The organism is Corynebacterium minutissimum (assembly GCF_016889765.1).
In the GTDB taxonomy this organism is placed as follows: Bacteria; Actinomycetota; Actinomycetes; order Mycobacteriales; family Mycobacteriaceae; genus Corynebacterium; species Corynebacterium minutissimum_B.
Window position 1 is genome coordinate 2,539,928 of the sequence record NZ_CP069533.1, and the last position, 21,842, is coordinate 2,561,769.

Consider the following 21,842-nt stretch of genomic DNA (forward strand, 5'->3'; position numbering starts at 1 on the left):
TGGGCGTACCGTGGACATAAGTCTTGCGCCATGCTTCTGACGGGAGCCGTGGCGCGTTTTTATTCCTTCACACTCAGAAAAGAAGATGGATATACGTGTCGTATAAAAACGTTGCGGGCATCGCCCTGTCCTTTATCGGCCTGCTTGTTGGAGCAGGCTTCGCTACGGGCCAGGAAGTTGTCCAGTATTTCACGTCCTTTGGAATCAACGGAATCTGGGGCATTGTGGTTGCCGGCCTTGTTATGACCTTGGCCGGTACCGTGTTCCTTCAGCTGGGCAGCTATTTCCATGCCAGCGAGCACAATCAGGTGTTCCGAAACATTACTCACCCGATCATTTCGCGCATTCTCGACGTTGCCGTAATTCTTACTCTCTTCGCGGTGGGCTTCGTCATGTTGGCTGGCGCGGGTTCCAACATGCAGCAGCAATTTGGGTGGCCAGCGTGGATCGGCTCACTGCTGATGCTCGTGCTCGTCCTGGTGACCGGCATGATGGACGTGGACAAGGTCTCCCGTGTCATCGGCCTGCTGACCCCGTCGATCATCATTGCGGTGCTGTTTGTGGGCGTCTACACCTTGATGCACATGCCGGAGAACGTCTCCGCTGCCATCGACGCCTCTGCTGCCATCGAATCGCCGATTCCGAACTGGCTGGTGTCCGCGCTCAACTACAACGGCCTAGCCCTCATTCTGGCCGTGTCAATGTCACTGGTCATCGGCGGCGATAACATTAGTCCGCGCGAAGCCGGGTGGGGCGGCATCGTAGGTGGCGCGGTCTATGCCGTGCTCATGGGTATCGCCGGCTTCTCCTTGCTCATGAACGCGGAGGCCGTTGGGGAATCTGACATCCCGATGCTCACCTTGGTCGATGAGATTCACCCGACTCTCGGCCTCATCATGGCCGTCATCATCTACCTGATGATCTTTAACACGGCTATCGGCATGTTCTATGCGCTGGGCAAGCGCCTATCGTCCGGCAACGAGTCGAAGTACCGCATCATTTTTATCGCCGGCTGCCTTGCCGGTTTCGCGGTATCCTTCGCTGGCTTCAAGGCGCTCATGCAGTATGTCTATCCAGTACTGGGGTACATGGGAATCGTCCTCGTGGCCATTCTGGTCTTTGGGTGGCTGCGTTCCTTGGGCCAGATTAAGGACGAAGGCCTGCGTCGTGAGCGCATTCGCGCGCTGCTGCACCTCAAGCTGCACCCGGATGAGGCCTACGATGCCGAGCGTTACGACGATGAAATTGGTCAGCAAATCGCTGATTCCAACATGGATGATGAAGCGTTGTACGAGGATCTTGTCACGGAGGTCGTAGACGAATTGCACGGCGACGATGACGTGGACTTCGACAAAGAGAAGTGGGAAGAAAGTCGCAACGACCACACCTACTACACCGAGCGCGACGGCGTGGAGCAAGATCGCAGCGAAGAAGAAATCAAGGAGTGGGTCGAGGAGACCGGCGCCGTCGGCGACCCCGCTGAGGACGAGCCCGTAGAAGACCGCCCCGCTAAGAATTAGTGCAGCAGCAGCTTTGCCGTTAGCGCAATCATCACGCAGCCGATGACGATGTTAACGATGCGCCACGTCGCCGGCTTCGCCAGCACATTAGAAAGCTTGTAGGCGCCAAAGCCGAGGGAGGGGAACCAGACGGCGCTGGCGAGTACGGCACCGGCGGCGAAGACCCAGCGCTGCTCGCCGTATTGGTTGGCAATGCCGCCGAGCATGACCAGTGCATCGACATAGGCCAGGGGATTAAGCCACGTCAGTGCCATTGCTGCCATGACGGGCTTGACCCACGACTTGGAGCGCACGCGGGGACGAATCTTTGTCAGGACTGAGCCTCCCGGTGCATCGCTATTGCCGCCGTTAGCGTCAACCGACGCGGCGACGGGTTCGGTCTTCTGGACGATGAGTGCCTCTTCTTCCTTCTTAAAGGCATCGCGGAAGCACGTGAAGCCAAAGTAGATGAGGTAGGCAGCGCCGAGGTACTTCACCACGGTCAGAGCGGTGGGGAAGCGCTCCACCAAAATGCCCACACCAGCGGTGCCGGCGTTGATCAGGACGACGTCGGACAGCAAACAAGCAAGCAGAATCGCACCGACGTGATCGCGTTTGATGCCCATTTTGATGATGTAGGCGTTCTGCGGTCCAATGGCGATGATGAGGGAGAGTCCCAGCGCAAATCCTGCGAGCAATACTGACATGGCATCCAGTGTGCGGAAGATTGCACATGAAGTCCAGTTAAGTGTTCTACAGCTGGTTTAAAATAGCTTCATGAACCCACTGCATACTGAAACTTTGCTGGCCATCGTCGATGAGGGCTCCTTCGAGGCGGCCGCAAGCGTGTTGGGAATCACTCCTTCTGCCGTGAGTCAGCGCATCAAAGCGCTGGAGATTTCGACCGGACGCATCCTGCTGCGCCGAGGAAATCCCGTCACTGTGACTGAAGCCGGCGAGATCGTCGCCCAGGCTGCGCGGCGTATGGCTCTCGTCCAAGCGGAGGCTGATGCCCGCCTTACTGAACGCCTATCCCGCGTGCCGCTGACCGTAGCTATCAATTCCGATTCGCTGGCTACCTGGTTTCGGCCAGTGATCCAACGCACTGCGGAGAGGGGCGAGGCGGCCCTGCGCATCCGCATTGAGGATGAGGCCCGCACGTTGGCCATGTTGCGCCGCGGCGACGTGCTGGGCGCGGTCACACGCGAGCAAACCCCGGTCTCCGGGTGCGAATCTACGTACCTGGGCACCATGCGCTACTTTGCCGTCGCTGCACCAAGCCTGGCGGAGGGTTTCGAAGACTGGGATACCCTGCCCATCGTGGGCTTCGGTCCGAACGATGCCACCTTGGACGACGCCATGCGCGAGCGTTTCATCGACTCCCACGTCCTGCGCGCACGGGTCTCACAGATCCCCTCGTCCGAGTCATATGTCGAGGCAGTGCGCTTTGGTTTGGGATGGGGCCTGGTGCCGCGGTTGCAGGCGCAGCCTCTGTTGGACGCGGGGGAGCTGGTGCTTCTCGACGATTTCCCGCTCGACATCGACCTCTATTGGCAGCGATGGCGCCTCGAATCTGAGGTGCTAGCCGACCTCACCGGTGACGTCCTTGCCGCTGGCCGGGCAGTTTTAGCTACACGCCGCGCCGAACAGGATGCACCATAAGGACCGTGCACTGGCTTAAGTTGGAGGCATGAGCGATAAGACTCCTGATAAAGCAACCGACATCGACGATGACATCCCTACCTACAACTCTGGCGCTAACTCCGTAAAGGCGAGCAAGCGCGACGCAGCGGAGACCACCACTGACGCCACCACTGAGAACACCACTGACGCAGTGGCTGATACGGCTGCTGAGGAACCGAAGAAGAGCCGTCTCTTCCAGCGTGCTGGACGTGCCGAGCCTACGGTTATTAAGCCGAAGCCAGCGGAGGCCGCCACGACCGACCCTGCACCTACGTCTGATCCTGCTGCTGAGGCCAAGACCGAAACCTTTGAGAGTGCCTCTCGTGACACTCGCGACTCCCTGTCTTTTGATAGCTCCGCTGCAGATACTGAGACCACCGCTTTTCCGCGAGCAGACGCCACTGCAGAGCCTTCAGCTGAGACGTACGATGACGTGCCCAGTACCGTCGCTGTGGCTGACCCGGCTATCGAGTCCGATTCTGAGACCAAGGTGACCGCGGAGGAGCCTCTGCGAGCTCGCCGCGGCACCATCGACTTCGGTCTGCTCTTCGTGCGCTTGGCGTTGGGTATATACCTGCTCGTCGCCGGTGCGTCCACCTTCTTCAAGCTGGGCGGCAATGAGGGCCTGTCGGGTCTCGAGAACGAGTACGGCGAGTACACCATGGCGGCTGCCTTGGCCATCGGTGTGCCGACCGTCCAGCTCATCGCCGGTGCCTTCCTGCTGCTTGGTTTGGTTACCCCACTGGCCGCGATGTTCGGCCTGATTGTGACCGGTTTCGAGGCCATCCACGGACTCAACACCTCGGGTGATGGCCTCGATATCTTTGCGTGGGACGAAAGCGTTTGGCTGGGCCTCGTGCTGTTTGCCATCGCGCTGGCACTGCAGTTTACCGGCCCGGGGTTCATTTCCTTGGATTTCAACCGTTCCTGGACCCGCCGCCCGCTGGCTACGTCCTGGATTTTCGTTGTTATTGGCGTCGCGGCACTCGTCGCTATCTGGTGGTTCGGAACTGGAGTTAATCCGCTGAGCTAAGCGCCTCCCTCTTGTTGTTTGCCATTGCGTAAAGTAAGTTGTTTTTCGTAGTGGAAAACAATGCGGCTATGGCCGCGAGAGGGGAGTCTTCGTCATGGCGGATCAGGATGTCCGGGAAGCGCTCGCATTTGCGGAAGAGCAACACGCGGCCGCGGCCAAGCGGCCGCCCGTTTGGTTGACTCTGCTTGCGGCGGTGGCCTACGGAGCTTGGTTTGCCTATATGTGGATCAAGGATGATGTCCACCCGCTCGTCCTCGTGGGTGGGCTTCTGCTAGTTCTCGGCCTTCTGATAGGGCTGGCTTTCTTTTATCGCACGGGGGTTCGGGATTCGATGCGCCAGAAGGTGGATCCTCATGCTTCCCGTAGCGTTACGTGGCGCTTCTACGCAGGTTTAGGATTTTTGTTTTTACCGGCGCTCTTTAATCCCTTCGTTGAAGGTCACCTCGTTGCCTCGTGCATCGCGGGTGTCCTGTGTGCCGCGGCGGTCTTTTGGACGCTACACACCGGTGCGCTGGACAGGATGCCGCGATGAGTGGCCTCGACCCTGTTATTCACCCGCTCAACCGCTTCAAAATCTGTGCCACGCTCAATGCCTTCGGAGCCACGCAGGGCGGGGAGGTAAACCGAGAGATGAAGTTCGCCATGTTACGTGACCGCACGGAGCTTTCCGATGCCTCCCTGTCCAAGCAACTCGGAGCTCTGGAAAAAGCCGGCTACGTGACTCGCTTCCGCGAGTACGGCACCAGCCGCGCCAAGGACTCGGTGTGGGTGGCCTTGACGGCAGAAGGCAAGCGAGCCTTCGACGGTCACCTAGCAGCGCTCAAGGCTCTAGCCGAGGGCTGAGATCGGAATCGTGGCAATGAATGAGGTGCCCAAGTTGCCAAAGTTTTCCCTCGCGCGGCAATAACGGCGCATAACTTTGGCAGGTAGGGCAGTGTGCACCCCGAATCTGCGCTTGGCTTAGCTGCTAGGGGTCGCAGCAAGTGCAGCATGAGGTTTGTCTGCTTGGGTGTCCTTAACCTTGAGGCAGATGGCGTAGAGCGCCCACGCCAGCAGTGCGAGCCACACGAAGTCATCGACCAGGAATTTCTGATAGAGCGGCATTGTGTGAACATCGATGGCATCGCCGAACCACCATTTGCCTGGGACGGTGACGAGCATGCCTACCCAGGCAGCGAGAACTGCCAACAGGCTGCCGGCCACCCAGGTGGACCGGCGCCAAGTCCACGCACGGTACATCATCACCGGAACGATGAGGGAGAGCCAGACCCAATGGTGGGACCACGAAACAGGGGAGATGAGCAGCATGACGGTGGCGGTGGTGAGGTGGGCGTCGACAAGCAGCCCCTGCTTTACCTGCGCCACAATGAGTGCTGAGCCAACACCGATGACCGCGAGCGCTGCGACCAGCCACAGCACGTTGATGAGTGTGCCGTGATTGTCCATGGCCTCCTGTGACGTAAAGAGGCGCTGGATGACGCCTTTGAGGGAGGAATTGGACTGATAGGCCGTGCCCACGCCGAAGTCCCCACCGGAGCCCATGTCGAGCAGCTTTGACGTGAAGAATTCTACGAAGGCATCCCAGCGGTAGGCAGCGGCTAGCAACGTGGCGACAACCGCGGAGATGAAAGCAGTAAGAATCGGCTTCCACTCGCGGCGCAGCAAAAAGTACAGCAGCATGGCCAGCGGCGTAATTTTGATGGCCGCTGCACAACCGATGAGCCAGCCTTGGGGCAGCCAACGCTTGCGCGGCACGAGGTCAAAAACAACCAACGCCATGATGACGATATTGATCTGGGCAAAGCCATTGTTGAGGCGAATGGGCTCGAAGAACATCGTGGCCGCCCAGACCAGCGCCACAACCGGCAGTAGAGGCTTTACTTTCAGCGCGCGGAAGATGGCGTATAGGCAGGCCAACACGAGAGCGTCGGAGATGGTGATCATGATGTTGCCCGCCATATCATCGCTCATCCACTCAAAGGCCGTGAGAGGCACCATGACGAGCGCGCCGAAGGGCGGGTAGATAAAGGGGAGCGCTAGATCACCGGCGTACATGGGCTCCGAATAGACCGAGCGGCCCTCCATGAAGGCGCGCACGCCCTCGCGGTAAATGATCATGTCCACTGGGAAGTCCGTGTGGAGTACGTGGCGGATGACGCCGACCAGGCCCACGATGAGCCCCGCGGCGGTTAAAAGCGTGCGCCCAAAGGCGTTAGTGGCGAATTTCATCGCCTTTACTCTAATTGACGTGACCATCCACCACGCGCACCGCACCACGATCCGCTGACGTGGCCATGTTGGCATAGGCGCGCAGAGCTTTGGTGACTGGGCGGTTGCGGTCCTTCGGCGTCCAGGGCTTCTCACGCTGCTCTTCGGCGGCGCGGCGGCGCGCGAGTACGTCTTCATCCACGTCCAGGGTGAGCTGGCGCTCGCGGATGTTGATGGTGATGGGGTCGCCATTTTCCACCAAGCCAATGAGGCCGCCATGCGCAGCTTCGGGGGAAATGTGGCCGATGGAGAGGCCGGAGGTGCCGCCGGAGAACCGGCCATCCGTAATCAAGGCGCAGGCCTTGCCCAAGTCCGAACCTTTGAGGAAGGACGTCGGGTGGAGCATCTCCTGCATGCCGGGGCCACCCGCGGGGCCCTCGTAGCGGATGACGATGACATCGCCCGGCTGGACTTCCTTCTTGAGGATGATGGAGACGGCTTCTTCCTGGGACTCGACAACGCGTGCAGGCCCGGTGAAGGTCCACAGTTCTTCCTCCACGCCGGCGGCTTTAACGATGGCGCCGTTAGGTGCCAGGTTGCCGCGCAGGACTACGAGTCCGCCATCAGAGGAGAAGGCATGCTCGGCATCATGGATGCAGCCATTAACTGCATCCGTGTCGAGCTCATCCCAGCGGTTGGACTGGGAGAACGGCGAGGTCGTTCGCACGCCGCCAGGGGCAGCCAAGAAGAGCTCGCGGGCGGCGTCGGTAGCTTTGCCACCGCGGATATCCCAGTCATCGAGCCATTCCTCGGCGTTGTCATAGAGAGCCGTATGTACCTTGAGGTTGAGGTGGCCAGCGCGGCGCAGCTCGCCCAAGATGGCGGGGATACCGCCGGCGCGGTGTACATCTTCGATGTGGTACGTGCCGTTGGGGGCCACCTTGGACAGGCAGGGCACGCGGTAGGAGATGTCGTTGATGTCCTCGAGCGTGAAGTCCACCTCGCCCTCCTGGGCCGCGGCGAGGGTATGGAGGATGGTGTTGGTGGACCCACCCATGGCCATATCGAGGGCCATGGCGTTGGTGAAGGCCTCCTTGGTGGCAATCGAGCGCGGGAGTACCGCGTCATCTTCCTCGCCGTAGTAGCGCTGGCACATGTCAACAATGGTGCGGCCTGCCTGTTCAAAGAGGCGACGGCGGAAGGCGTGGGTGGCCAGGGTGGTGCCGTTGCCGGGCAGTGCCAAGCCGAGCGCCTCGGTGAGGCAGTTCATGGAGTTGGCAGTGAACATTCCGGAGCAGGAACCACAGGTGGGGCAGGCGGATTCCTCCACCTGGGCCAGTCCCTCATCGGAGACGGCCTCGCTGGCCGACGCCGTGATGGCCGTAATCAGATCCGTCGGTGCATGCGCCACGCCATCGACGACGACGGCTTTGCCGGCCTCCATCGGGCCGCCGGAGACGAAGATGGTGGGGATGTTGAGACGCAGCGCAGCGTTGAGCATGCCCGGGGTGATCTTGTCGCAGTTGGAGATACACACGAGGGCGTCGGCAGTATGCGCGTTGGCCATGTACTCGATGGAATCGGAGATGATTTCACGTGAGGGCAGGGAATAGAGCATGCCGCTGTGGCCCATGGCAATGCCATCGTCAACGGCGATGGTGTTGAACTCCTTGGGTACGCCACCCGCTTCGCGCACAGCATCGGCCACAATGTCACCGACGTTCTTCAGGTGGACGTGGCCGGGCACGAACTGAGTATAGGAGTTGGCAATGGCCACGATCGGCTTGCCAAAGTCGTTCTCCTTAGTGCCGGTGGCACGCCAGAGAGCGCGGGCACCGGATGCCTGGCGGCCAACGGTGGTGACTTTAGAGCGCAGCGGGTACATAGTTATTCCTTCAGTTCGGGGTGTGCTTCGAGGTAGTCGGCGTATTCCTCCTTGGTGAGGAGGACTTGCTGGCCGTCGCGGTGGACAATGACCACCTTGTCGTCGGCGGCGTTGCGTCCCGCGGTGAGAGCATCGGGGATACGGCCCTGGGACGCCTTGGCCAAGCGCGGCAGCGAGTTAAAGGTCACGCCGGGGAGGTTGAGATTCTTGCCATCGGTTGTCCGGGCATAGGCACGCGAACGCTGGAAGCCGATTCCTGCGAAGTCCTTCCACGCGATGTCCTTGGGGCCGCGGAAACCGTACCTGATGTGGAGGCCGTGAGAATCCACCGTGGTGCGCGAGCGTAGGACCCACCAGAAACCAAGTATGGGGAAAATGAGAATCCAGAACAGGTACTTTGGTGCCCAGCCGATGCTCAGCAGCGCGATGGCGGCGAGTAGCCCAATGCCGAGGAGGTGTTCGCGGGTGGGCTTAAAGGTTTCGGCCGGGGAGTGGTCGGCGCGGGAAGATGCGTTCTGCGGGTGTGAGGACGTCATAGTGGGTCATCGTAATTGACTGTGTGGTGCTGTGGCGAACCGCCCCACCTGTGATATCTCACAAAATGAGAAAACGATCCCAAAAATGGGGGTAATTGCCTGCGGTGGCTTTTCTATCGGTGTATAGTTTGTCGCATGATCATTATTCGACTTCACCTCGTAGTACCCGGGCGGCGCGAGCCGTAACGAGTCCACAGTGACGTCGACCTGCAGCGCCCCCGCCACCTTCACACCCAGAAGGACAGACGGGGGCGTTAGTTATAGGCAATGGTCTCTCCGATATCCACCCCATAGAAGGAGCACACCTACCGTGACAGCTTCCACTCCGCCACATCAGGCGCCCGAGCGCATCACGGGCGCACACGCCATCGTTCGCACTCTTGAAGATCTTGGTACTGAACTCGTCTTTGGTATTCCGGGCGGCGCCGTGCTTCCGCTCTATGACGCACTCTTCGAATCAACGAAGCTGCGCCACGTGCTTACTCGCCACGAGCAGGGCGCCGGCCATGCGGCCGAGGGCTATGCTCAGGCCTCTGGAAAGGTGGGCGTCATGATTGCCACCTCGGGTCCAGGTGCTACCAACCTGGTGACGCCGCTTGCCGACGCCAACCTGGACTCCGTCCCCGTCGTCGCGATTACCGGGCAGGTAGGTAGCTCTTTGCTGGGAACCGATGCCTTTCAGGAAGCCGATATTCGCGGTGTGACGATGCCGATTACGAAGCACAACTTCATCGTCACTGATGCAGCTGACATCCCGGCCGCCATTTCCGCCGCCTTCCATTTGGCCTCAACTGGGCGCCCTGGCCCGGTTTTGGTGGATATTCCCAAGGATGTCCAAAACGCCTATATGGAGTACACAGGTCCACAGATGATGGACCTGCCGGGATACAAGCCCACCACGACGCCGCACCCACGCCAGATCTCGCAGGCGGTGAAGCGGATCGCCCGCGCGAAGAAACCGGTGCTCTACATCGGCGGTGGCGTTATCAAAGCCGGGGCCTCGCGCGAGCTGCGCGAGTTTGCTGAGCTGACCGGAATTCCCGTAGTCACCACCCTCATGGCCCTAGGTTCCTTCCCTGATTCACACCCGCTGCACATGGGTATGCCGGGAATGCACGGAACCGTGCCGGCAGTAGCGGCGCTCCAGCGCTCCGACCTCATCATCGCTATCGGTGCGCGCTTCGATGACCGTGTCACTGGTGATACCGCCACATTTGCTCCGCATGCCGAGGTCATTCACGCCGACATTGACCCGGCCGAGGTAGGCAAGATCCGGGAGGTGTCCATTCCGATCGTGGGCGATGCCCGCGAGGTGCTGCTTAGCCTGACTAAGGCCTATGACAATGACAGTGAGATTTCTGCACCGCAGATTGATGCGTGGATGGAGTACCTCACCGACATGCAGCGCCGTTTCCCGCGCGGTTTCGAGCCGACTCCCGATGGGCTGCTCAACCCGCAGCAGGTTATTGCCAAGCTTAGTGAGATTGTCGGGACGGAGGCCATCTACTGTGCCGGCGTGGGCCAGCACCAGATGTGGTCCGCACAGTTCTTGGATTTCGAGCACCCACGGAGCTGGATTAACTCTGGCGGTGCTGGAACCATGGGTTATGCCGTGCCGGCAGCGCTGGGCGCGAAGGCTGCTTTGCCCGAGCGAGAAGTCTGGGCCATTGACGGTGACGGTTGCTTCCAGATGACCAACCAGGAGCTCACCACCGCGGCAGTCGAAGGTTTCCCCATCAAGGTGGCCGTTATTAACAACGGAAACCTGGGCATGGTGCGCCAGTGGCAGACGCTGTTCTATGACAACAAGTTCTCCCACACCAAGCTGCGCGAGCACGATGAATATGTGCCCGATTTTGTGAAGCTGGGTGAGGCCCTGGGGTGCGTGGCGATTCGCGTCACCACCGAAGAGGAGATCGCGCCCGCCATCGAGCGCGCCCGCCAGATTAATGATCGTCCGGTAGTCATCGACTTCATCGTGGGCCAGGATGCTCAGGTGTGGCCGATGATTGGCGGCGGTGCCTCGAACGAGGAAATCCAGTACGCGCTGGGCCTGCGCCCGCTATTTGATGAAAATGAGTCCGCGGCCGAGGAACCGGCCGAGATCCACGAATCCCTCGAGGAGGCCTAAGCACAATGGCGAAAGACGATATCACCCGCCACACACTGTCCGTATTGGTCGAGGATATTGAGGGCATCATCTCCCGCGTGACCGGTATGTTTACCCGCCGCGGCTACAACCTTATCTCCCTGGTTTCTGCAAAGACGGAGACCGAAGGGATTAACCGCCTTACCATCGTTGTGGATGCCTCAGAGGTGGTCACTGAACAGGTGACCAAGCAGCTCAACAAAATTGTGCCCGTCCTCAAGGTGGTGGAGCTGGAAGAGGAAAGTACGATTGCGCGCGGCATCATGTTGGTGAAGGTGACAGCAGACAACGAGAACCGCCCCCAGGTGGTCGACGCGGTCAACATCTTCCGTGCTCGCATCGTGGATGTGGCTCCAGAGTCTGTGGTCATTGAGGCTACCGGTACGCCGGGTAAGTTGCGCGCGCTTCTCGACGTCCTCGAGCCCTTCGGCATCCGCGAACTGGTGCAGTCTGGTCACGTGGCGCTGGCCCGTGGCCCGAAGGCAATGGCACCATCGAAATAAAAATCTCACATTGTGGACCTCCCGTCTCAAAATGTGATACAACTTCACTAGAGCGATGTCCTACACAAGTATCAGTAAAGGAACACAGAATCATGGCTATTGAAACTCTCTACGACGACGACGCCGACCTGTCCATCATCCAGGGCCGCAAGGTGGCCGTCATTGGCTACGGCTCCCAGGGCCACGCCCACGCGATGAACCTGCGCGATTCCGGTGTTGAGGTTGCTATCGGTCTGCGCGAAGGCTCCACGTCCCGCGAGAAAGCAGAGGAGGCCGGCTTCCAGGTCTTCACCAACGCTGAGGCAGCCAAGTGGGCCGATGTGATTATGCTCTTGGCTCCCGATACCTCCCAGGCCGCCATCTTCACCAACGACATCGAGCCGAACCTGGAGGACGGCAACGCCCTGTTCTTCGGCCATGGCCTCAACATTCACTTCGGTCTGATCAAGCCAGCTGAGAACATCACCATCGGTATGGTCGCTCCGAAGGGCCCGGGCCACTTGGTTCGCCGCCAGTTTGTCGACGGCAAGGGCGTTCCTTGCCTCATCGCTACCGAGCAGGACCCGAAAGGTGAGGGCCGCGAGCTGACCTTGTCCTACGCGGCCGCTATCGGTGGCGCTCGTGCCGGTGTCATTCCGACCACCTTCAAGGATGAGACTGAAACCGACCTGTTCGGCGAGCAGGCAGTCCTGTGTGGTGGCGTGGAGTACCTCATCATGAACGGTTTCGAGGTCCTCACCGAGGCCGGCTACGAGCCGGAGATGGCCTACTTCGAGGTCTGCCACGAGCTGAAGCTCATCGTTGACCTCATCGTTGAGGGCGGCATCCAGAACATGAACTACTCCTGCTCTGATACCGCTGAGTTCGGTGGCTACCTCTCCGGCCCGCGCGTTATCGATGAGTCTGTTAAGGAGCGCATGAAGGACGTCCTGACCGACATTCAGGATGGCACCTTCGTCAAGCGCCTCGTCGCCAATGTGGAAGGTGGCAACAAGGAGCTTGAGGAGTTGCGCGAGAAGGTAAACAACCACCCGATCGAAAAGACCGGCTCCCAGCTGCGCGACCTCATGAGCTGGGTAAAGAATCCTTTGAACGATACGGTCTAAATTTCCCTGCTAGGGGCGCCGCTATCCTCCGCGCCCCGGTCGACGATCCCACATGGATCACACAAAAGTTCCCCCGGCTATTTCGGCCGGGGGATTTCCTGCGTTTTAGGCCTCTCCGAGCTCGGTCTCTAACCACTCAACCGCGGCGCGGGCGCCCTGGGCGAGGGCGTCGAGGAAGTTGATTGCGGTTCCGCCTTCATCGTCGACTTCCATGCATTCATCGAGAAGGTTGGCGATTGCCTGAGCTGCGTGATGGTCGATTTCGTAGCCGTAACGGCTCATTTCCTCGGCCATGACCTGAATGATGGAGTCGGTTTCGGGGTAGGTGTACAGGGTCATTGCGGGTGCCTTTCTCCCGGTCTCTTTTGCTTACACCTTAAGTATACCAAAATAGGGGAAAGTGTCAACACCACATTACACAATTTATTCACCAATTGCGTGAAGCGGGACCGCTGCCGACTTAAGCTCTGAACCGATCGCCGAGCTAATCGCCCCGGCTACCCGCTCCCGCGCGCCCTCAACCACATGCGTATAAACCGCCAGCGTTGTCGCCGCCGATGAATGTCCCAATACCTGCGCCACGTCCTGAATCGGAACACCTGCCGTAATCAACTGTGACGCGAAATAGTGCCGCAGCGCGTGAAAGTGAACGTTCGGCGCTCCTACCGCTTCCGCAACTCTGCGAACTTTTACCGCCGCGCGCGAATGAATGATCGGCCTCCCGGTCGCGGAGATGAAAAGATACTCATTGCCTTCCCGCCCGTCGGTATGCCGATGAAGTAGCGCGGTAACGTCCGCGGCGATTGGAATATCTCGGCGGCTTCCGGTGGTCTTTAGTTCTACGCGGCGGCGTGGTTCCTCTTTCCCGAGCTGCTTCCTGATTCGGATAATGCCGGCCTCATAGTCGATTTCGGAAACCAAAAGGCCGGCCAGCTCCGATATTCGCGCGCCCGTGAACGCGGCGAGCGTTAGCATGTCTGCAAGTACTGGATCGGGCCGTAAATGATTGGTGCGGGGCTTGCCGCCCTTCCGCTTTACTTCCGTGTACTTGACCCCGCCGGCGCGTAGTCCTTTGGCCACGGCGTGAATCTGCGCGGCGGTGGGAATGAGGTCCGGTTCGAGGGCGTCATTTCGTTTAGGAAGGACAACGGGGTTGCGCGGAATCATTCCTTCCGCAACTGCCCACTTCATCGCGGAATTAAGATGCCTCATGGCGTTGCGCGCGGTGGTTTCGCTTACTCCGCGGTCTTTGCGGTCTATCCATGTCCGCCCGGTGCGTAGTTGCGCCCCCCACTTTTGAACGTCCGCCGCGGTGAGCTCATGGGCTTTATAGTCTGCGATTGGTGGAAGATTCTTATTAAGGGTGTATTCGTACTGGATGAGGCTCGCTGAGCGCAGCGGCCGGTGGTAAAGCCATTGCGTGAAAACGTCTTTAACGGTGAGCTTTTGCATCTCACTAGGCAGATAGTTCCCGCGGGCGGCGGCGCTGATTTGGTCCGCTTCCCACTGGACCGCCTCGCCGCGGGTGTCGAAACTTTTGGAGTGCTGTTTCCCGCCGGGGTCGCGCCAGCGGGCGATCCATCGTTCTTTTCCTTTGGGCGATAGGCGTTTATGAACGCTCATGTGTTATTGTCCTTTGTGGGTTCTTTGCTCTTTTGCTTACACTTTTAGGGCGGTTCCCAGCCCCGCGTACTCGAATACACGCGGGGCTTTTTCGTTTTATATCTGATTGACCGGGGTGTTGTTGGCGAGGGCGGTGGAAGTATCGCCCCGGATTTCCTCGCATATTTTTAGCCGGTAGAGAATTTCGTCGGTGAGGTCCTGGTCTCTTGCCTGCCGCAGCGCGGATAGCGGGGTAGGCGCTGTACTCCACTTCGCCTGCATGAAGCCTAGGGCGACGAGGGCGTCGATCGGGTTGCTGTTATAAGCCTCGGCAATTTTGATGATGGTGTCCGCTGGAAGTTCATTGTTTTTCATGTGGCGCCCGAGGGTGGCGTCGGATATTCCGGCCCGCTCGGAAATTTTGCGGTTGCTGTCCCCGCCGGTGGCCCGCCGGAGCCATTGTTCTTGGTTCATGGGACCGAGTGTATATACCCATGAGGGGGTGCGTCAAAATGAAGCGGCGCGTGTGACCTGCAGCGATATCGAAAGATGGCGTGTCCTGTGTAAAAAAATTATAGGCTGCGTTAAAATGATGCAGCGTATCAAAATGAAGCACTAGGAGCCCTCAACATCATGATCCGTCTCGACCCTGAATCCCTCGACCGCGCCCGCCAGGTGCTCGGCGTGACCAGCGATGCCGCCCTGGCTAAAGAGCTCGACCGCTCCCCGCAAACGGTTTATAACTGGCGCCGCGGGAAGAACGCCCCGGGCCTAAAAGACCTCGCTATTCTGCAAAAAATCACGGGGTGGCCCTACGGAAAAATGCTTTTGGTGGAGGAAAAGACCGCCGCCTAAATCGTGCTCACCCCGCCCGGCGTGATGGGGAAAGGGCGGGCGGGGCGAGCGCCTCCATAACTAAATAGGGAAAATTTCTTCCCGCGTTCCCCGCGCTGGTGCGCAATAGGTGAGGTTCGATTCCTCGCCGGTGGAGCCGGGAGGCATGTCAAATCGGTATGAAGTTCCCTCTTTCTGAGGCCGTTAAGCGCCCTCATGACCCCTATCCCGCCGACGGGCGAGGGGTTGCTGCATGTCTCCCTTGTAAGTTTCCGCGGCCTGACCCCCAATAGGGCCGCGGGAAATCGAAAAAGTTCCCCCGGTGGTTTCTGCAAATTTCGACCGGGGGAACGAGCTAGCCCCCTTTTTGGAAAGAGGACACATTGAATACTAGCAAACTGCCCCGCACCTATACGGTGCCTGAAACCGCGGAGATCCTCGGAATTTCCGCCCGCTCCCTGTACCGATACGTCCAGAATGGTGATGCCGATGACCTCGGCCCCGTGAAGGTCATGAAAAAAGGCCGCGCCCGCGTGGGCTTCCTGAAGTCCCGCGTTGATGCCCTAACCCAGGTCGGAGGTGCCGCGTGAACCACTGGAAGGACTACGCCCTCGGCGCCGTGTTCGGCGCCCCGGTGCTAATTGGTTTCCTGCTAGCCGCCGGAGGCCTGGTATGAAAGATGATTTTCAGGTTTGGAAGGACCTCATGAAGGTCGAGACCCGCTGCGAGATGGCGATCGTTAGCCTTTCCGGAATCGTGGAAGAAATTGATTTCACGGCATTCCTGATTTCGTCCGCGGGGGTCCCGGTAGGAACGGGCTCGATGAAGTACGCCTCTTCCTTGCTCGGCGGTATTAAGCGCGAATTGGAATCACTCTCCAATAATGCCCGCAAAGAGCGCGTGAAGCGTCAAGAAAGAATGTTTGATGCGCTGGAGGACAACGAATGAACGAGAATGAAAAGTACCTCTATAACGAGGTGCTAAAGAATGCCATGATCCGAGCTCTCGATGCTAGGAAGTGTAAAGCTTCACTTGAAGTTTTTTCTTCCTCAATCGCTCATGTACTTCACATTCTAGACATAGCCAGCGGAAATACGTCCAGCCCGGCGCTTACCGAGGTGACCCTACAGCGCGTTAAAGGCGAGCTGGATTCTCTTAAGCGCGGGGCGGAAGAATCGGCCGCCGTCTGGGAAGAATATTCCGATGAATTGATCCTGAAGGTATCGGAAATACTAAAGGAAAACGAATGAGTGCCGAGCTGATTCCGTATATCGTGCTAGGCGTCTTTTTCGGGATTCCCGGCGTGATGGTTGGCGTCATCTCTAGGAAGGTTTCCCGCCTGGAGGAGGAACTGGAATCCGCGTGGGATGTACTGCGTGGCATGAGCTCCGCGTTGCGGTCCCTTTCTTCCGCCCTGTCTGAAGAGGGGAAGCCGTCTATCCCTGATGATTTTCCCGGAACCCTAGAAATGAACTTCATTCATCGATTCGGGGAGCCGGAGCCATGACATGCCCTTTGCCCTTGAAGCGGCCTAAATGGCCGGATGTTGCTAACGAGTATCGCCATTTCCGCGCGTGCGGAATGTCTGAATGCGGCGCGCTTGCCCGCCTCGGCGTGGTGTACGGCGTCGACTCTGAAACCGTGCGCAAATACGTGTTTCGCCAAATGAGAAGGGAAATGAATCGTGCCCAAAATAATTGAACACCCGCCTGCCCCGGGAACGGGTGAATGGTCGCGGATTATTACCGCGTCTAAAGTTCCCGGAATCCTCGGCGTATCCCGATGGACCTCACAGTTCGCCGCCTGGCATGAATTGGCCGGGAATGTTGATCACCCGCCGATGAATGCCGACCGCGCGGCGTGGGGTCATATCGCTGAAGAATCTTTGGCGAAATGGTGGCTGCATAATAACCCCGGTTGGCATCTCAACGTGGCCCGCCGCGGCCGCGCCGAAATCGCCTATACAAACGATGATTTGCCGTTCCCCAATATGGCAACAATTGATAGGCGCGCGATGAACCGGAAGTACGGCACTACCAGCCCGGAGCGCTTCCACATCATTGAATGTAAGACCGCTATGACTATGAACGATTGGGGGCGGCCCGATGAACCGGATTCCATCCCATACGATTACCTGACCCAGGTGAACTTTCAGCAGGGCGTGTCCGGAATCCACAAGGCCTCTATTGTGGTGCTCGGCCCGACCGGGCTTCCTGAGATTCATAGGGTGCCCTGGGACCCGGAACTTTTCGCCCTGATTGTCGACAAACTCACGGAAGCCGATGAAGCGATCCGCGCCGGTGCTTTCCCGCCGCTGGATGAATCGAAAGCTACCTATGACGCGGTGCGCGGAATGCACCCGGAAATCGATAGGGAAGGCCGGGTGGAAGTCGACCGTGAAACCGCGTTGCGGTGGCTGGATACCGCCGAGGCGGAAAAGGAAGCAAAGAGCGCGGTAATCGGCGTGAAGTCGGAGGCCGCGCAGCTTATGGGCTCGGCCCGAATTGCGGAATACCGCGGCGTGAAAATCGCCGACCGGCGTTCCCGAATGGGGGCCACCCCGCAGGTGTATTTCAACCGTGCTGCTGATATTCGGGAGCAAGCATGAGCCGGTGGAAAGTGAAGCGGGTGCGGTTGCGTACCGGGGGCTGGGGCGAATGGGCGGCTTGCAATGATGACGAGCCCTGGATGTATTTCCTCACCCACGCCGGAGCCCTCACCTTCGCCGACCAGCGCGCCCGAACAATCGAAGTCACCCTGCCGCGCCTCACGGCACTGCCAACCGGGCGGCTAGTTGTACCCCGCAACGGGCTGATTATCGAACGTGGGCGCAGCAGCTCTCACCCTCAACTCCCGACCGGGTACATCGCCGTAGAGCCGTGGGAGCTTCGTCCCCTCGCCCTTGCCCTACTCGCTATTGCACAACATAAGGAGGAAGCATGATCCGCCGCTCCCGCACCTGCATTATCCGCGTGCGTGTCAACGTGGATATTGCCGACGAGTTCCTCGCCCTGGTTCTCAACGATAAAGGCGAATTCGATTTCAACCGGATTGTTCCTCCTCCGGCGATACCCGATACCGAGGCGAAATGGCGTGATGAGTCGTTCATTGTTGATTGGGAACGCCGCCGACACGGCGTGAAGGGAAACGCCTTCCATACAACGGTTATCGAGCCCGATAAAAAGGAAGAACGATACTGGGCGGAAGTGATTTTTTCCACCGCGGGCCTGTATCCCGCCCCGGTGCTGGAAGAGCTCTCCCGCCTTTTCCCGGCTCACCCTATCGCGGTGATTTTTTCGTCCGAGAATATTGGTTCCGGCTATCACGGTGGTTTCTATTTGGTCGATGGTCGCGATATTGAAGCCCCTATCTTCACGGCGGAAGCCTGCGCCGGTTTACGGTACCCGAATTATTGGGCTGCCAATTGGGATTGCTTGGTAGTCAACGACGACGAGCTGGCTTCCATGTTTGGTACCGATGATTTGCCGTTCCCGCTGGATGTGAATGATTCCGTGCTGTATGACCCGTTCCTCATTCTTCCCGGCTTCCGCCAGGTGATTGGTGATGATGAGGACCTCAACCGTTTCTGGATTAAACCCTAAAGGAAGGAAAAATAATGTCTGATATTGAACGCTACGAGCCGTCCGATTCCGAGATTTCGGCGGTGAAGAATGAATTTCGTAATACCGCGGTTGATGCTATCGACCGGGAACTGGAAGTGATCCAAAAGGCTAGTGAAGTCGTGCCCGTGCTCATTCGCGGACGTATGGTGCCGCAGGCCTATCTTCCTGATTTTTCGCCGCGGAAGAATGCCCCGGCCCAGGGTGAGGACGCTGCTATTGCGAAAGCGCTAGCCGCCGCGGTGTACGGCGCGAATTTGGGTTTCGGCGTGTCGACCTCGCTTCAGAACGTGTTTGTTGTGAACGGCACCCCCTCCATTTATGCGCGTACGGCTGTGTCCCTCGTGCTAGCACAAGGCCACGAGGTGTGGGTGGATGAATCCTCCGCCGAGCGCGTGGTTGTTTGCGGCCGGCGCCGCGGTTCCTCGGCGGTGTTTACCTCAACGTGGGATATTAAGCGCGCGAAGAAAGCGGGCTTTACGTCTAACCAGAAATACGCCAGCCAACCGGAAGAGATGCTGTACGCGAAAGCGGCTATGGAAGTCTGCCGCCGTATGGCCGCGGATGTTCTGAATGCCATTCCGTATTCCTCGGAAGAGCTCGAGCTGGAAGGCCCGGCGCCGATTAAGGCGCAGGCTCGTCGGATGGATAGCGGCCGCGGTAATGCCGGGCTGAAGGCCGCTCTTGCCAACTCCACTAGCCATGTTTCGGAAGAATCGGCGGCGGAATCCGCGGAACCTGCGCAGCTGGAAGCCCAACCGGCCCCGGCGGAAGAACTCTCCGATGATGACGCCGCGCTACTCGCCGACCTGAAGGAAACGCTTAATGGCTATACCGGGAAAGCGGATGTGGAAAAGCTCATGGCTGATTTGCAAAAGGAAGGCGCCCCGGACGCGTTCCTACAGGCCGGCCGTGACCGGTGGCGCGAAATCGATAAGGGGAATGCTCAATGATTGATTACGAATACCGTGCTGGGCGTTTAGTTTCCGGCCCGGAACTGCGCTACACGGCCGGGGGAACGCCGGTGGTGAACCTCACCCTGATCCAATCAAATCGATACCTCGACCGGGATTCCGGGGAGTGGAAGGAAGCCGCCCGCGCCGTGATTGATGTGTCCCTGTGGGATAAAGAACGGCGCGATAAAGACCCGGTTCCGTGGACCAGGTGGGCTAATACTCACCTGAAGGTAGGGGATTTAGTGGTGGTGCATGGCCGTATGAACCAGCGCCGCTGGCAGACCCGTGATGGGGAAAACCGCTATAAGACGGAGTTCATCGCCGACAAGGTGTTTACCGCTTTGTCCAATCTGGAATCCGATTCCGGTGGCGCCGCGGTTAATGGTGAACCGCCGTTCTAAACCGCAATGTGTAACCAGTCTTTGTCCCCTATCTCTACGGCGTTTCCGTTCATGCCGTCGGAGGTGGGGGACCAGTTTTATCTACCTCTGGAAGGAATTGATGATGCCCCGGATTCGGTCGATTAAGCCGGAGTTCTGGTCCTCGCCGTCGGTTACGTCTATGTCGCCCTGGGCGCGGCTGCTGTATATCGCTATGTGGAATTGGGCGGATGATGCCGGGCGGGGGACGTATAACCCGCGCGAATTGTTGGGTTTTGCGTTCCCAAACGATGAAGAAATATCAGTAGCGGAATTTCGGCGCATATGCGCGGAAGTTCGGCGCGTATGCGCGGTAGATTTTTACGACGTTGGCGGAAGGCGTTATTACGCGATTCCGAACTGGAAAAGGCATCAATCTAAGAATGCCCGTATGAGCGGCTCGAAATACCCCGCCCCGGAGGACGGTCTACCCTTCGACCCTGAAAAGATGCAGGTCATTGGGGAAGATGCGGAAAGTAGCGGAATTTCGGCGCATATGCGCGGAAGTTCGGCGCATAGTCGCGGAAGCTCGGCGCATGTGCGCCTAATTTCCTCTACTGGAACAGGGGAACAGGGGAACAGGGGAGAGGGGGTTAAGGAGATCAGTAACGGTACTAGTTATCCACAGGCTGTGGATAAAACGACCCCCCCTGAAAATTCTCCCGACCAACCGCCCACGCCTAACGGCGGGCGGCCGGTCTGCAAGAAACATGCCGCGCTTCCCGATGATGAAATTCCCCCGTGTGGCGCCTGCGAACGATTACGCAAAGCCGCCGAGACCCACGCCCGGGCCGAGGAGAGTACCCAGCGCGCCTTACGCCGCGCCGCCATTGATGCCTGTCCCCGCTGCGATGACAACGGGATTGCCCGCGAGGGCTCCGTTGCGGTGCGCTGCACTCACGAAACCAACCAGCCGCCCTTTTGAAACTTCATGGAAGGAAACCAAATGAACAACAATCTGCACAACCTCCTAGCGCGCCTCACGCTGCGCGCTAACCGGGGTGAACTAAACCCCCGGGAACGCGCCGCCCTTGACCGCGCGATAGAACGCTACCGCGGGGAGCGCCCCGCAACCCGCCATAACCGCCCGTTCTTCTTCTACCGTTAGGAAACCAAAAATGTTCCGCATGACAACCAAAGAATTCGAGCCGCTACTCACCCCAGCAGGAACCCCCTTCCTCGCAACCGTCTACGGCGGCCTGCCCCAGCTGGTAGTCCGCAGCCCCCACCTCGGCGACCTTGAAGCCTGGTACCACCTCAACGGGGCGGAATGGGTACGCGCCGATGATGAAGATGTGAACATCATCGCCAGTTTCGTCCCCGTGCCGCTGATTGACGTCGATGAATGCGATTGCGATTGCGGGTTATGCGATGACGAATGATCCAATCATGGCCGTCTTTGTTCCTGGTATTCCCCGCCCGCAGGGCTCGAAAAGCTACCTAGGTTCCGGCCGTATGCGGGAATCCTCCCAATACCTGCCGGCGTGGCGACAACTGGTAGCAACCCGGGCGCGTGCTGCATTCGGCCGCCGCGCCCCCGTCGATGAACCGGTGTTGCTGGATGTGGTGTTTGTCCTCCCGGCGCGGAAGGACGAGCCCGAGCCCGGCGGTTGGCATACGGTCACCCCGGATCTGGATAAACTCGTGCGCGCCGTAGGTGACGCGCTCGTTGAGGCTCGGGTGCTTCACGACGACGCCAGAGTAGCGGCCATACGCGCCGCTAAGCGCCGAGCACGCCTCAATGAACCCCCGGGTGCCCACATACACATTGATTCGCTTAAACGGCCACACAGCGCTTCATAGGAGAAA

28 protein-coding genes are annotated in these 21,842 nt (G+C 59.1%); 21 read left to right on the plus strand and 7 right to left on the minus strand.

Features of this window, described 5'->3' with window-relative positions:
• The first annotated feature begins 95 nt into the window (after window positions 1-95).
• Window positions 96-1,520 carry a YkvI family membrane protein gene (locus I6J26_RS11910; RefSeq protein ID WP_115021776.1) on the plus strand — a complete coding sequence of 475 codons (1,425 nt, stop codon included), beginning with the start codon at window positions 96-98 and terminating at the stop codon, window positions 1,518-1,520.
• Here I6J26_RS11910 and I6J26_RS11915 read toward each other — a convergent pair.
• Window positions 1,517-2,206: a LysE/ArgO family amino acid transporter gene (locus I6J26_RS11915; protein ID WP_115021777.1), complete on the minus strand. Its 690-nt coding sequence runs from the start codon at window positions 2,204-2,206 to the stop codon at window positions 1,517-1,519. The genes I6J26_RS11910 and I6J26_RS11915 overlap by 4 nt on opposite strands.
• A 70-nt stretch (window positions 2,207-2,276) precedes the next feature.
• Here I6J26_RS11915 and I6J26_RS11920 point away from each other — a divergent pair, with 70 nt between their 5' ends.
• From I6J26_RS11920 to I6J26_RS11935, 4 genes are all read left to right on the plus strand, one after another.
• On the plus strand, window positions 2,277-3,161 hold the full coding sequence (locus tag I6J26_RS11920) for a LysR family transcriptional regulator ArgP (RefSeq protein ID WP_115021778.1): 885 nt from the start codon (window positions 2,277-2,279) through the stop codon (window positions 3,159-3,161).
• A 28-nt stretch (window positions 3,162-3,189) separates the two neighbouring features.
• Window positions 3,190-4,215: a DoxX family membrane protein gene (locus I6J26_RS11925; protein ID WP_115021779.1), complete on the plus strand. Its 1,026-nt coding sequence runs from the start codon at window positions 3,190-3,192 to the stop codon at window positions 4,213-4,215.
• Between the two features lie 94 nt (window positions 4,216-4,309).
• Window positions 4,310-4,747 carry a hypothetical protein gene (locus I6J26_RS11930; protein WP_115021780.1) on the plus strand — a complete coding sequence of 146 codons (438 nt, stop codon included), beginning with the start codon at window positions 4,310-4,312 and terminating at the stop codon, window positions 4,745-4,747.
• Window positions 4,744-5,058, plus strand: a complete 315-nt coding sequence (locus I6J26_RS11935) for a transcriptional regulator (RefSeq protein ID WP_115021781.1) — start codon at window positions 4,744-4,746, stop codon at window positions 5,056-5,058. Before I6J26_RS11930 ends, I6J26_RS11935 begins: the two co-directional genes overlap by 4 nt.
• 117 nt (window positions 5,059-5,175) lie before the next feature.
• Here I6J26_RS11935 and I6J26_RS11940 read toward each other — a convergent pair whose 3' ends face one another.
• The 3 genes from I6J26_RS11940 to I6J26_RS11950 are packed head-to-tail and all read right to left on the minus strand — an operon-like array spanning window position 5,176 to window position 8,844.
• Window positions 5,176-6,444 carry a glycosyltransferase family 87 protein gene (locus I6J26_RS11940; protein ID WP_115021782.1) on the minus strand — a complete coding sequence of 423 codons (1,269 nt, stop codon included), beginning with the start codon at window positions 6,442-6,444 and terminating at the stop codon, window positions 5,176-5,178.
• 10 nt (window positions 6,445-6,454) lie between these two features.
• On the minus strand, window positions 6,455-8,308 hold the full coding sequence (gene ilvD, locus I6J26_RS11945; protein WP_115021783.1) for a dihydroxy-acid dehydratase: 1,854 nt from the start codon (window positions 8,306-8,308) through the stop codon (window positions 6,455-6,457).
• 2 nt (window positions 8,309-8,310) lie between these two features.
• Window positions 8,311-8,844, minus strand: coding sequence for a PH domain-containing protein (locus I6J26_RS11950; protein WP_115021784.1), 534 nt, complete (start codon window positions 8,842-8,844; stop codon window positions 8,311-8,313).
• 310 nt (window positions 8,845-9,154) lie between these two features.
• Here I6J26_RS11950 and I6J26_RS11955 point away from each other — a divergent pair, with 310 nt between their 5' ends.
• The 3 genes from I6J26_RS11955 (at window position 9,155) to ilvC (ending at window position 12,602) form a co-directional block, all read left to right on the plus strand.
• Window positions 9,155-10,975 (plus strand): acetolactate synthase large subunit, encoded by a 1,821-nt coding sequence (locus I6J26_RS11955; RefSeq protein WP_115021785.1) that lies wholly within the window; start codon window positions 9,155-9,157, stop codon window positions 10,973-10,975.
• Between the two features lie 5 nt (window positions 10,976-10,980).
• The gene (gene ilvN, locus I6J26_RS11960) at window positions 10,981-11,496 is read left to right on the plus strand and encodes an acetolactate synthase small subunit (RefSeq protein WP_039675112.1); all 516 of its coding nucleotides are present in this window, start codon (window positions 10,981-10,983) and stop codon (window positions 11,494-11,496) included.
• 92 nt (window positions 11,497-11,588) lie between these two features.
• A complete protein-coding gene (gene ilvC, locus I6J26_RS11965) occupies window positions 11,589-12,602 on the plus strand; it encodes a ketol-acid reductoisomerase (protein ID WP_115021786.1) in 1,014 nt (337 codons plus the stop codon).
• 105 nt (window positions 12,603-12,707) lie between these two features.
• On the opposite strand, the gene I6J26_RS11970 is transcribed toward ilvC, so the two are convergent.
• The 3 genes from I6J26_RS11970 to I6J26_RS11980 all read right to left on the minus strand — a co-directional run bounded on the left by I6J26_RS11970 (window position 12,708) and on the right by I6J26_RS11980 (window position 14,678).
• On the minus strand, window positions 12,708-12,941 hold the full coding sequence (locus I6J26_RS11970) for a hypothetical protein (protein WP_115021787.1): 234 nt from the start codon (window positions 12,939-12,941) through the stop codon (window positions 12,708-12,710).
• Between the two features lie 84 nt (window positions 12,942-13,025).
• A complete protein-coding gene (locus tag I6J26_RS11975) occupies window positions 13,026-14,225 on the minus strand; it encodes a tyrosine-type recombinase/integrase (protein ID WP_115021788.1) in 1,200 nt (399 codons plus the stop codon).
• A gap of 96 nt (window positions 14,226-14,321) precedes the next feature.
• On the minus strand, window positions 14,322-14,678 hold the full coding sequence (locus I6J26_RS11980; RefSeq protein WP_115021790.1) for a hypothetical protein: 357 nt from the start codon (window positions 14,676-14,678) through the stop codon (window positions 14,322-14,324).
• Between the two features lie 159 nt (window positions 14,679-14,837).
• Here I6J26_RS11980 and I6J26_RS11985 point away from each other — a divergent pair, with 159 nt between their 5' ends.
• From I6J26_RS11985 to I6J26_RS12045, 13 genes are all read left to right on the plus strand, one after another.
• On the plus strand, window positions 14,838-15,059 hold the full coding sequence (locus I6J26_RS11985) for a transcriptional regulator (RefSeq protein WP_115021792.1): 222 nt from the start codon (window positions 14,838-14,840) through the stop codon (window positions 15,057-15,059).
• Window positions 15,060-15,421: 362 nt separating this feature from the next.
• A complete protein-coding gene (locus tag I6J26_RS11990; RefSeq protein WP_115021794.1) occupies window positions 15,422-15,628 on the plus strand; it encodes a helix-turn-helix transcriptional regulator in 207 nt (68 codons plus the stop codon).
• A 115-nt stretch (window positions 15,629-15,743) separates the two neighbouring features.
• Window positions 15,744-15,986 carry a hypothetical protein gene (locus tag I6J26_RS11995; RefSeq protein WP_147279328.1) on the plus strand — a complete coding sequence of 81 codons (243 nt, stop codon included), beginning with the start codon at window positions 15,744-15,746 and terminating at the stop codon, window positions 15,984-15,986.
• The gene (locus I6J26_RS12000; protein ID WP_115021798.1) at window positions 15,983-16,288 is read left to right on the plus strand and encodes a hypothetical protein; all 306 of its coding nucleotides are present in this window, start codon (window positions 15,983-15,985) and stop codon (window positions 16,286-16,288) included. Before I6J26_RS11995 ends, I6J26_RS12000 begins: the two co-directional genes overlap by 4 nt.
• Entirely contained in the window at window positions 16,285-16,545 is a 261-nt protein-coding gene (locus I6J26_RS12005; protein ID WP_115021800.1) for a hypothetical protein, read from the plus strand. The genes I6J26_RS12000 and I6J26_RS12005 overlap by 4 nt, the downstream gene beginning before the upstream one ends.
• 177 nt (window positions 16,546-16,722) lie before the next feature.
• Window positions 16,723-17,646: a YqaJ viral recombinase family protein gene (locus tag I6J26_RS12010; protein WP_181815359.1), complete on the plus strand. Its 924-nt coding sequence runs from the start codon at window positions 16,723-16,725 to the stop codon at window positions 17,644-17,646.
• Complete coding sequence (locus I6J26_RS12015; protein WP_115021804.1) at window positions 17,643-17,981, plus strand: hypothetical protein; 339 nt, start codon at window positions 17,643-17,645, stop codon at window positions 17,979-17,981. The genes I6J26_RS12010 and I6J26_RS12015 overlap by 4 nt, the downstream gene beginning before the upstream one ends.
• Complete coding sequence (locus tag I6J26_RS12020) at window positions 17,978-18,640, plus strand: hypothetical protein (protein ID WP_115021805.1); 663 nt, start codon at window positions 17,978-17,980, stop codon at window positions 18,638-18,640. Before I6J26_RS12015 ends, I6J26_RS12020 begins: the two co-directional genes overlap by 4 nt.
• A gap of 14 nt (window positions 18,641-18,654) precedes the next feature.
• Entirely contained in the window at window positions 18,655-19,611 is a 957-nt protein-coding gene (locus tag I6J26_RS12025; protein ID WP_115021807.1) for a hypothetical protein, read from the plus strand.
• Window positions 19,608-20,015 carry a single-stranded DNA-binding protein gene (locus I6J26_RS12030; protein WP_115021809.1) on the plus strand — a complete coding sequence of 136 codons (408 nt, stop codon included), beginning with the start codon at window positions 19,608-19,610 and terminating at the stop codon, window positions 20,013-20,015. Before I6J26_RS12025 ends, I6J26_RS12030 begins: the two co-directional genes overlap by 4 nt.
• A gap of 964 nt (window positions 20,016-20,979) precedes the next feature.
• Complete coding sequence (locus tag I6J26_RS12035) at window positions 20,980-21,141, plus strand: hypothetical protein (protein ID WP_181815360.1); 162 nt, start codon at window positions 20,980-20,982, stop codon at window positions 21,139-21,141.
• Between the two features lie 19 nt (window positions 21,142-21,160).
• Window positions 21,161-21,415: a hypothetical protein gene (locus I6J26_RS12040; protein ID WP_147279329.1), complete on the plus strand. Its 255-nt coding sequence runs from the start codon at window positions 21,161-21,163 to the stop codon at window positions 21,413-21,415.
• On the plus strand, window positions 21,405-21,836 hold the full coding sequence (locus tag I6J26_RS12045) for a RusA family crossover junction endodeoxyribonuclease (protein WP_181815361.1): 432 nt from the start codon (window positions 21,405-21,407) through the stop codon (window positions 21,834-21,836). Before I6J26_RS12040 ends, I6J26_RS12045 begins: the two co-directional genes overlap by 11 nt.
• Window positions 21,837-21,842 lie beyond the last annotated feature (6 nt).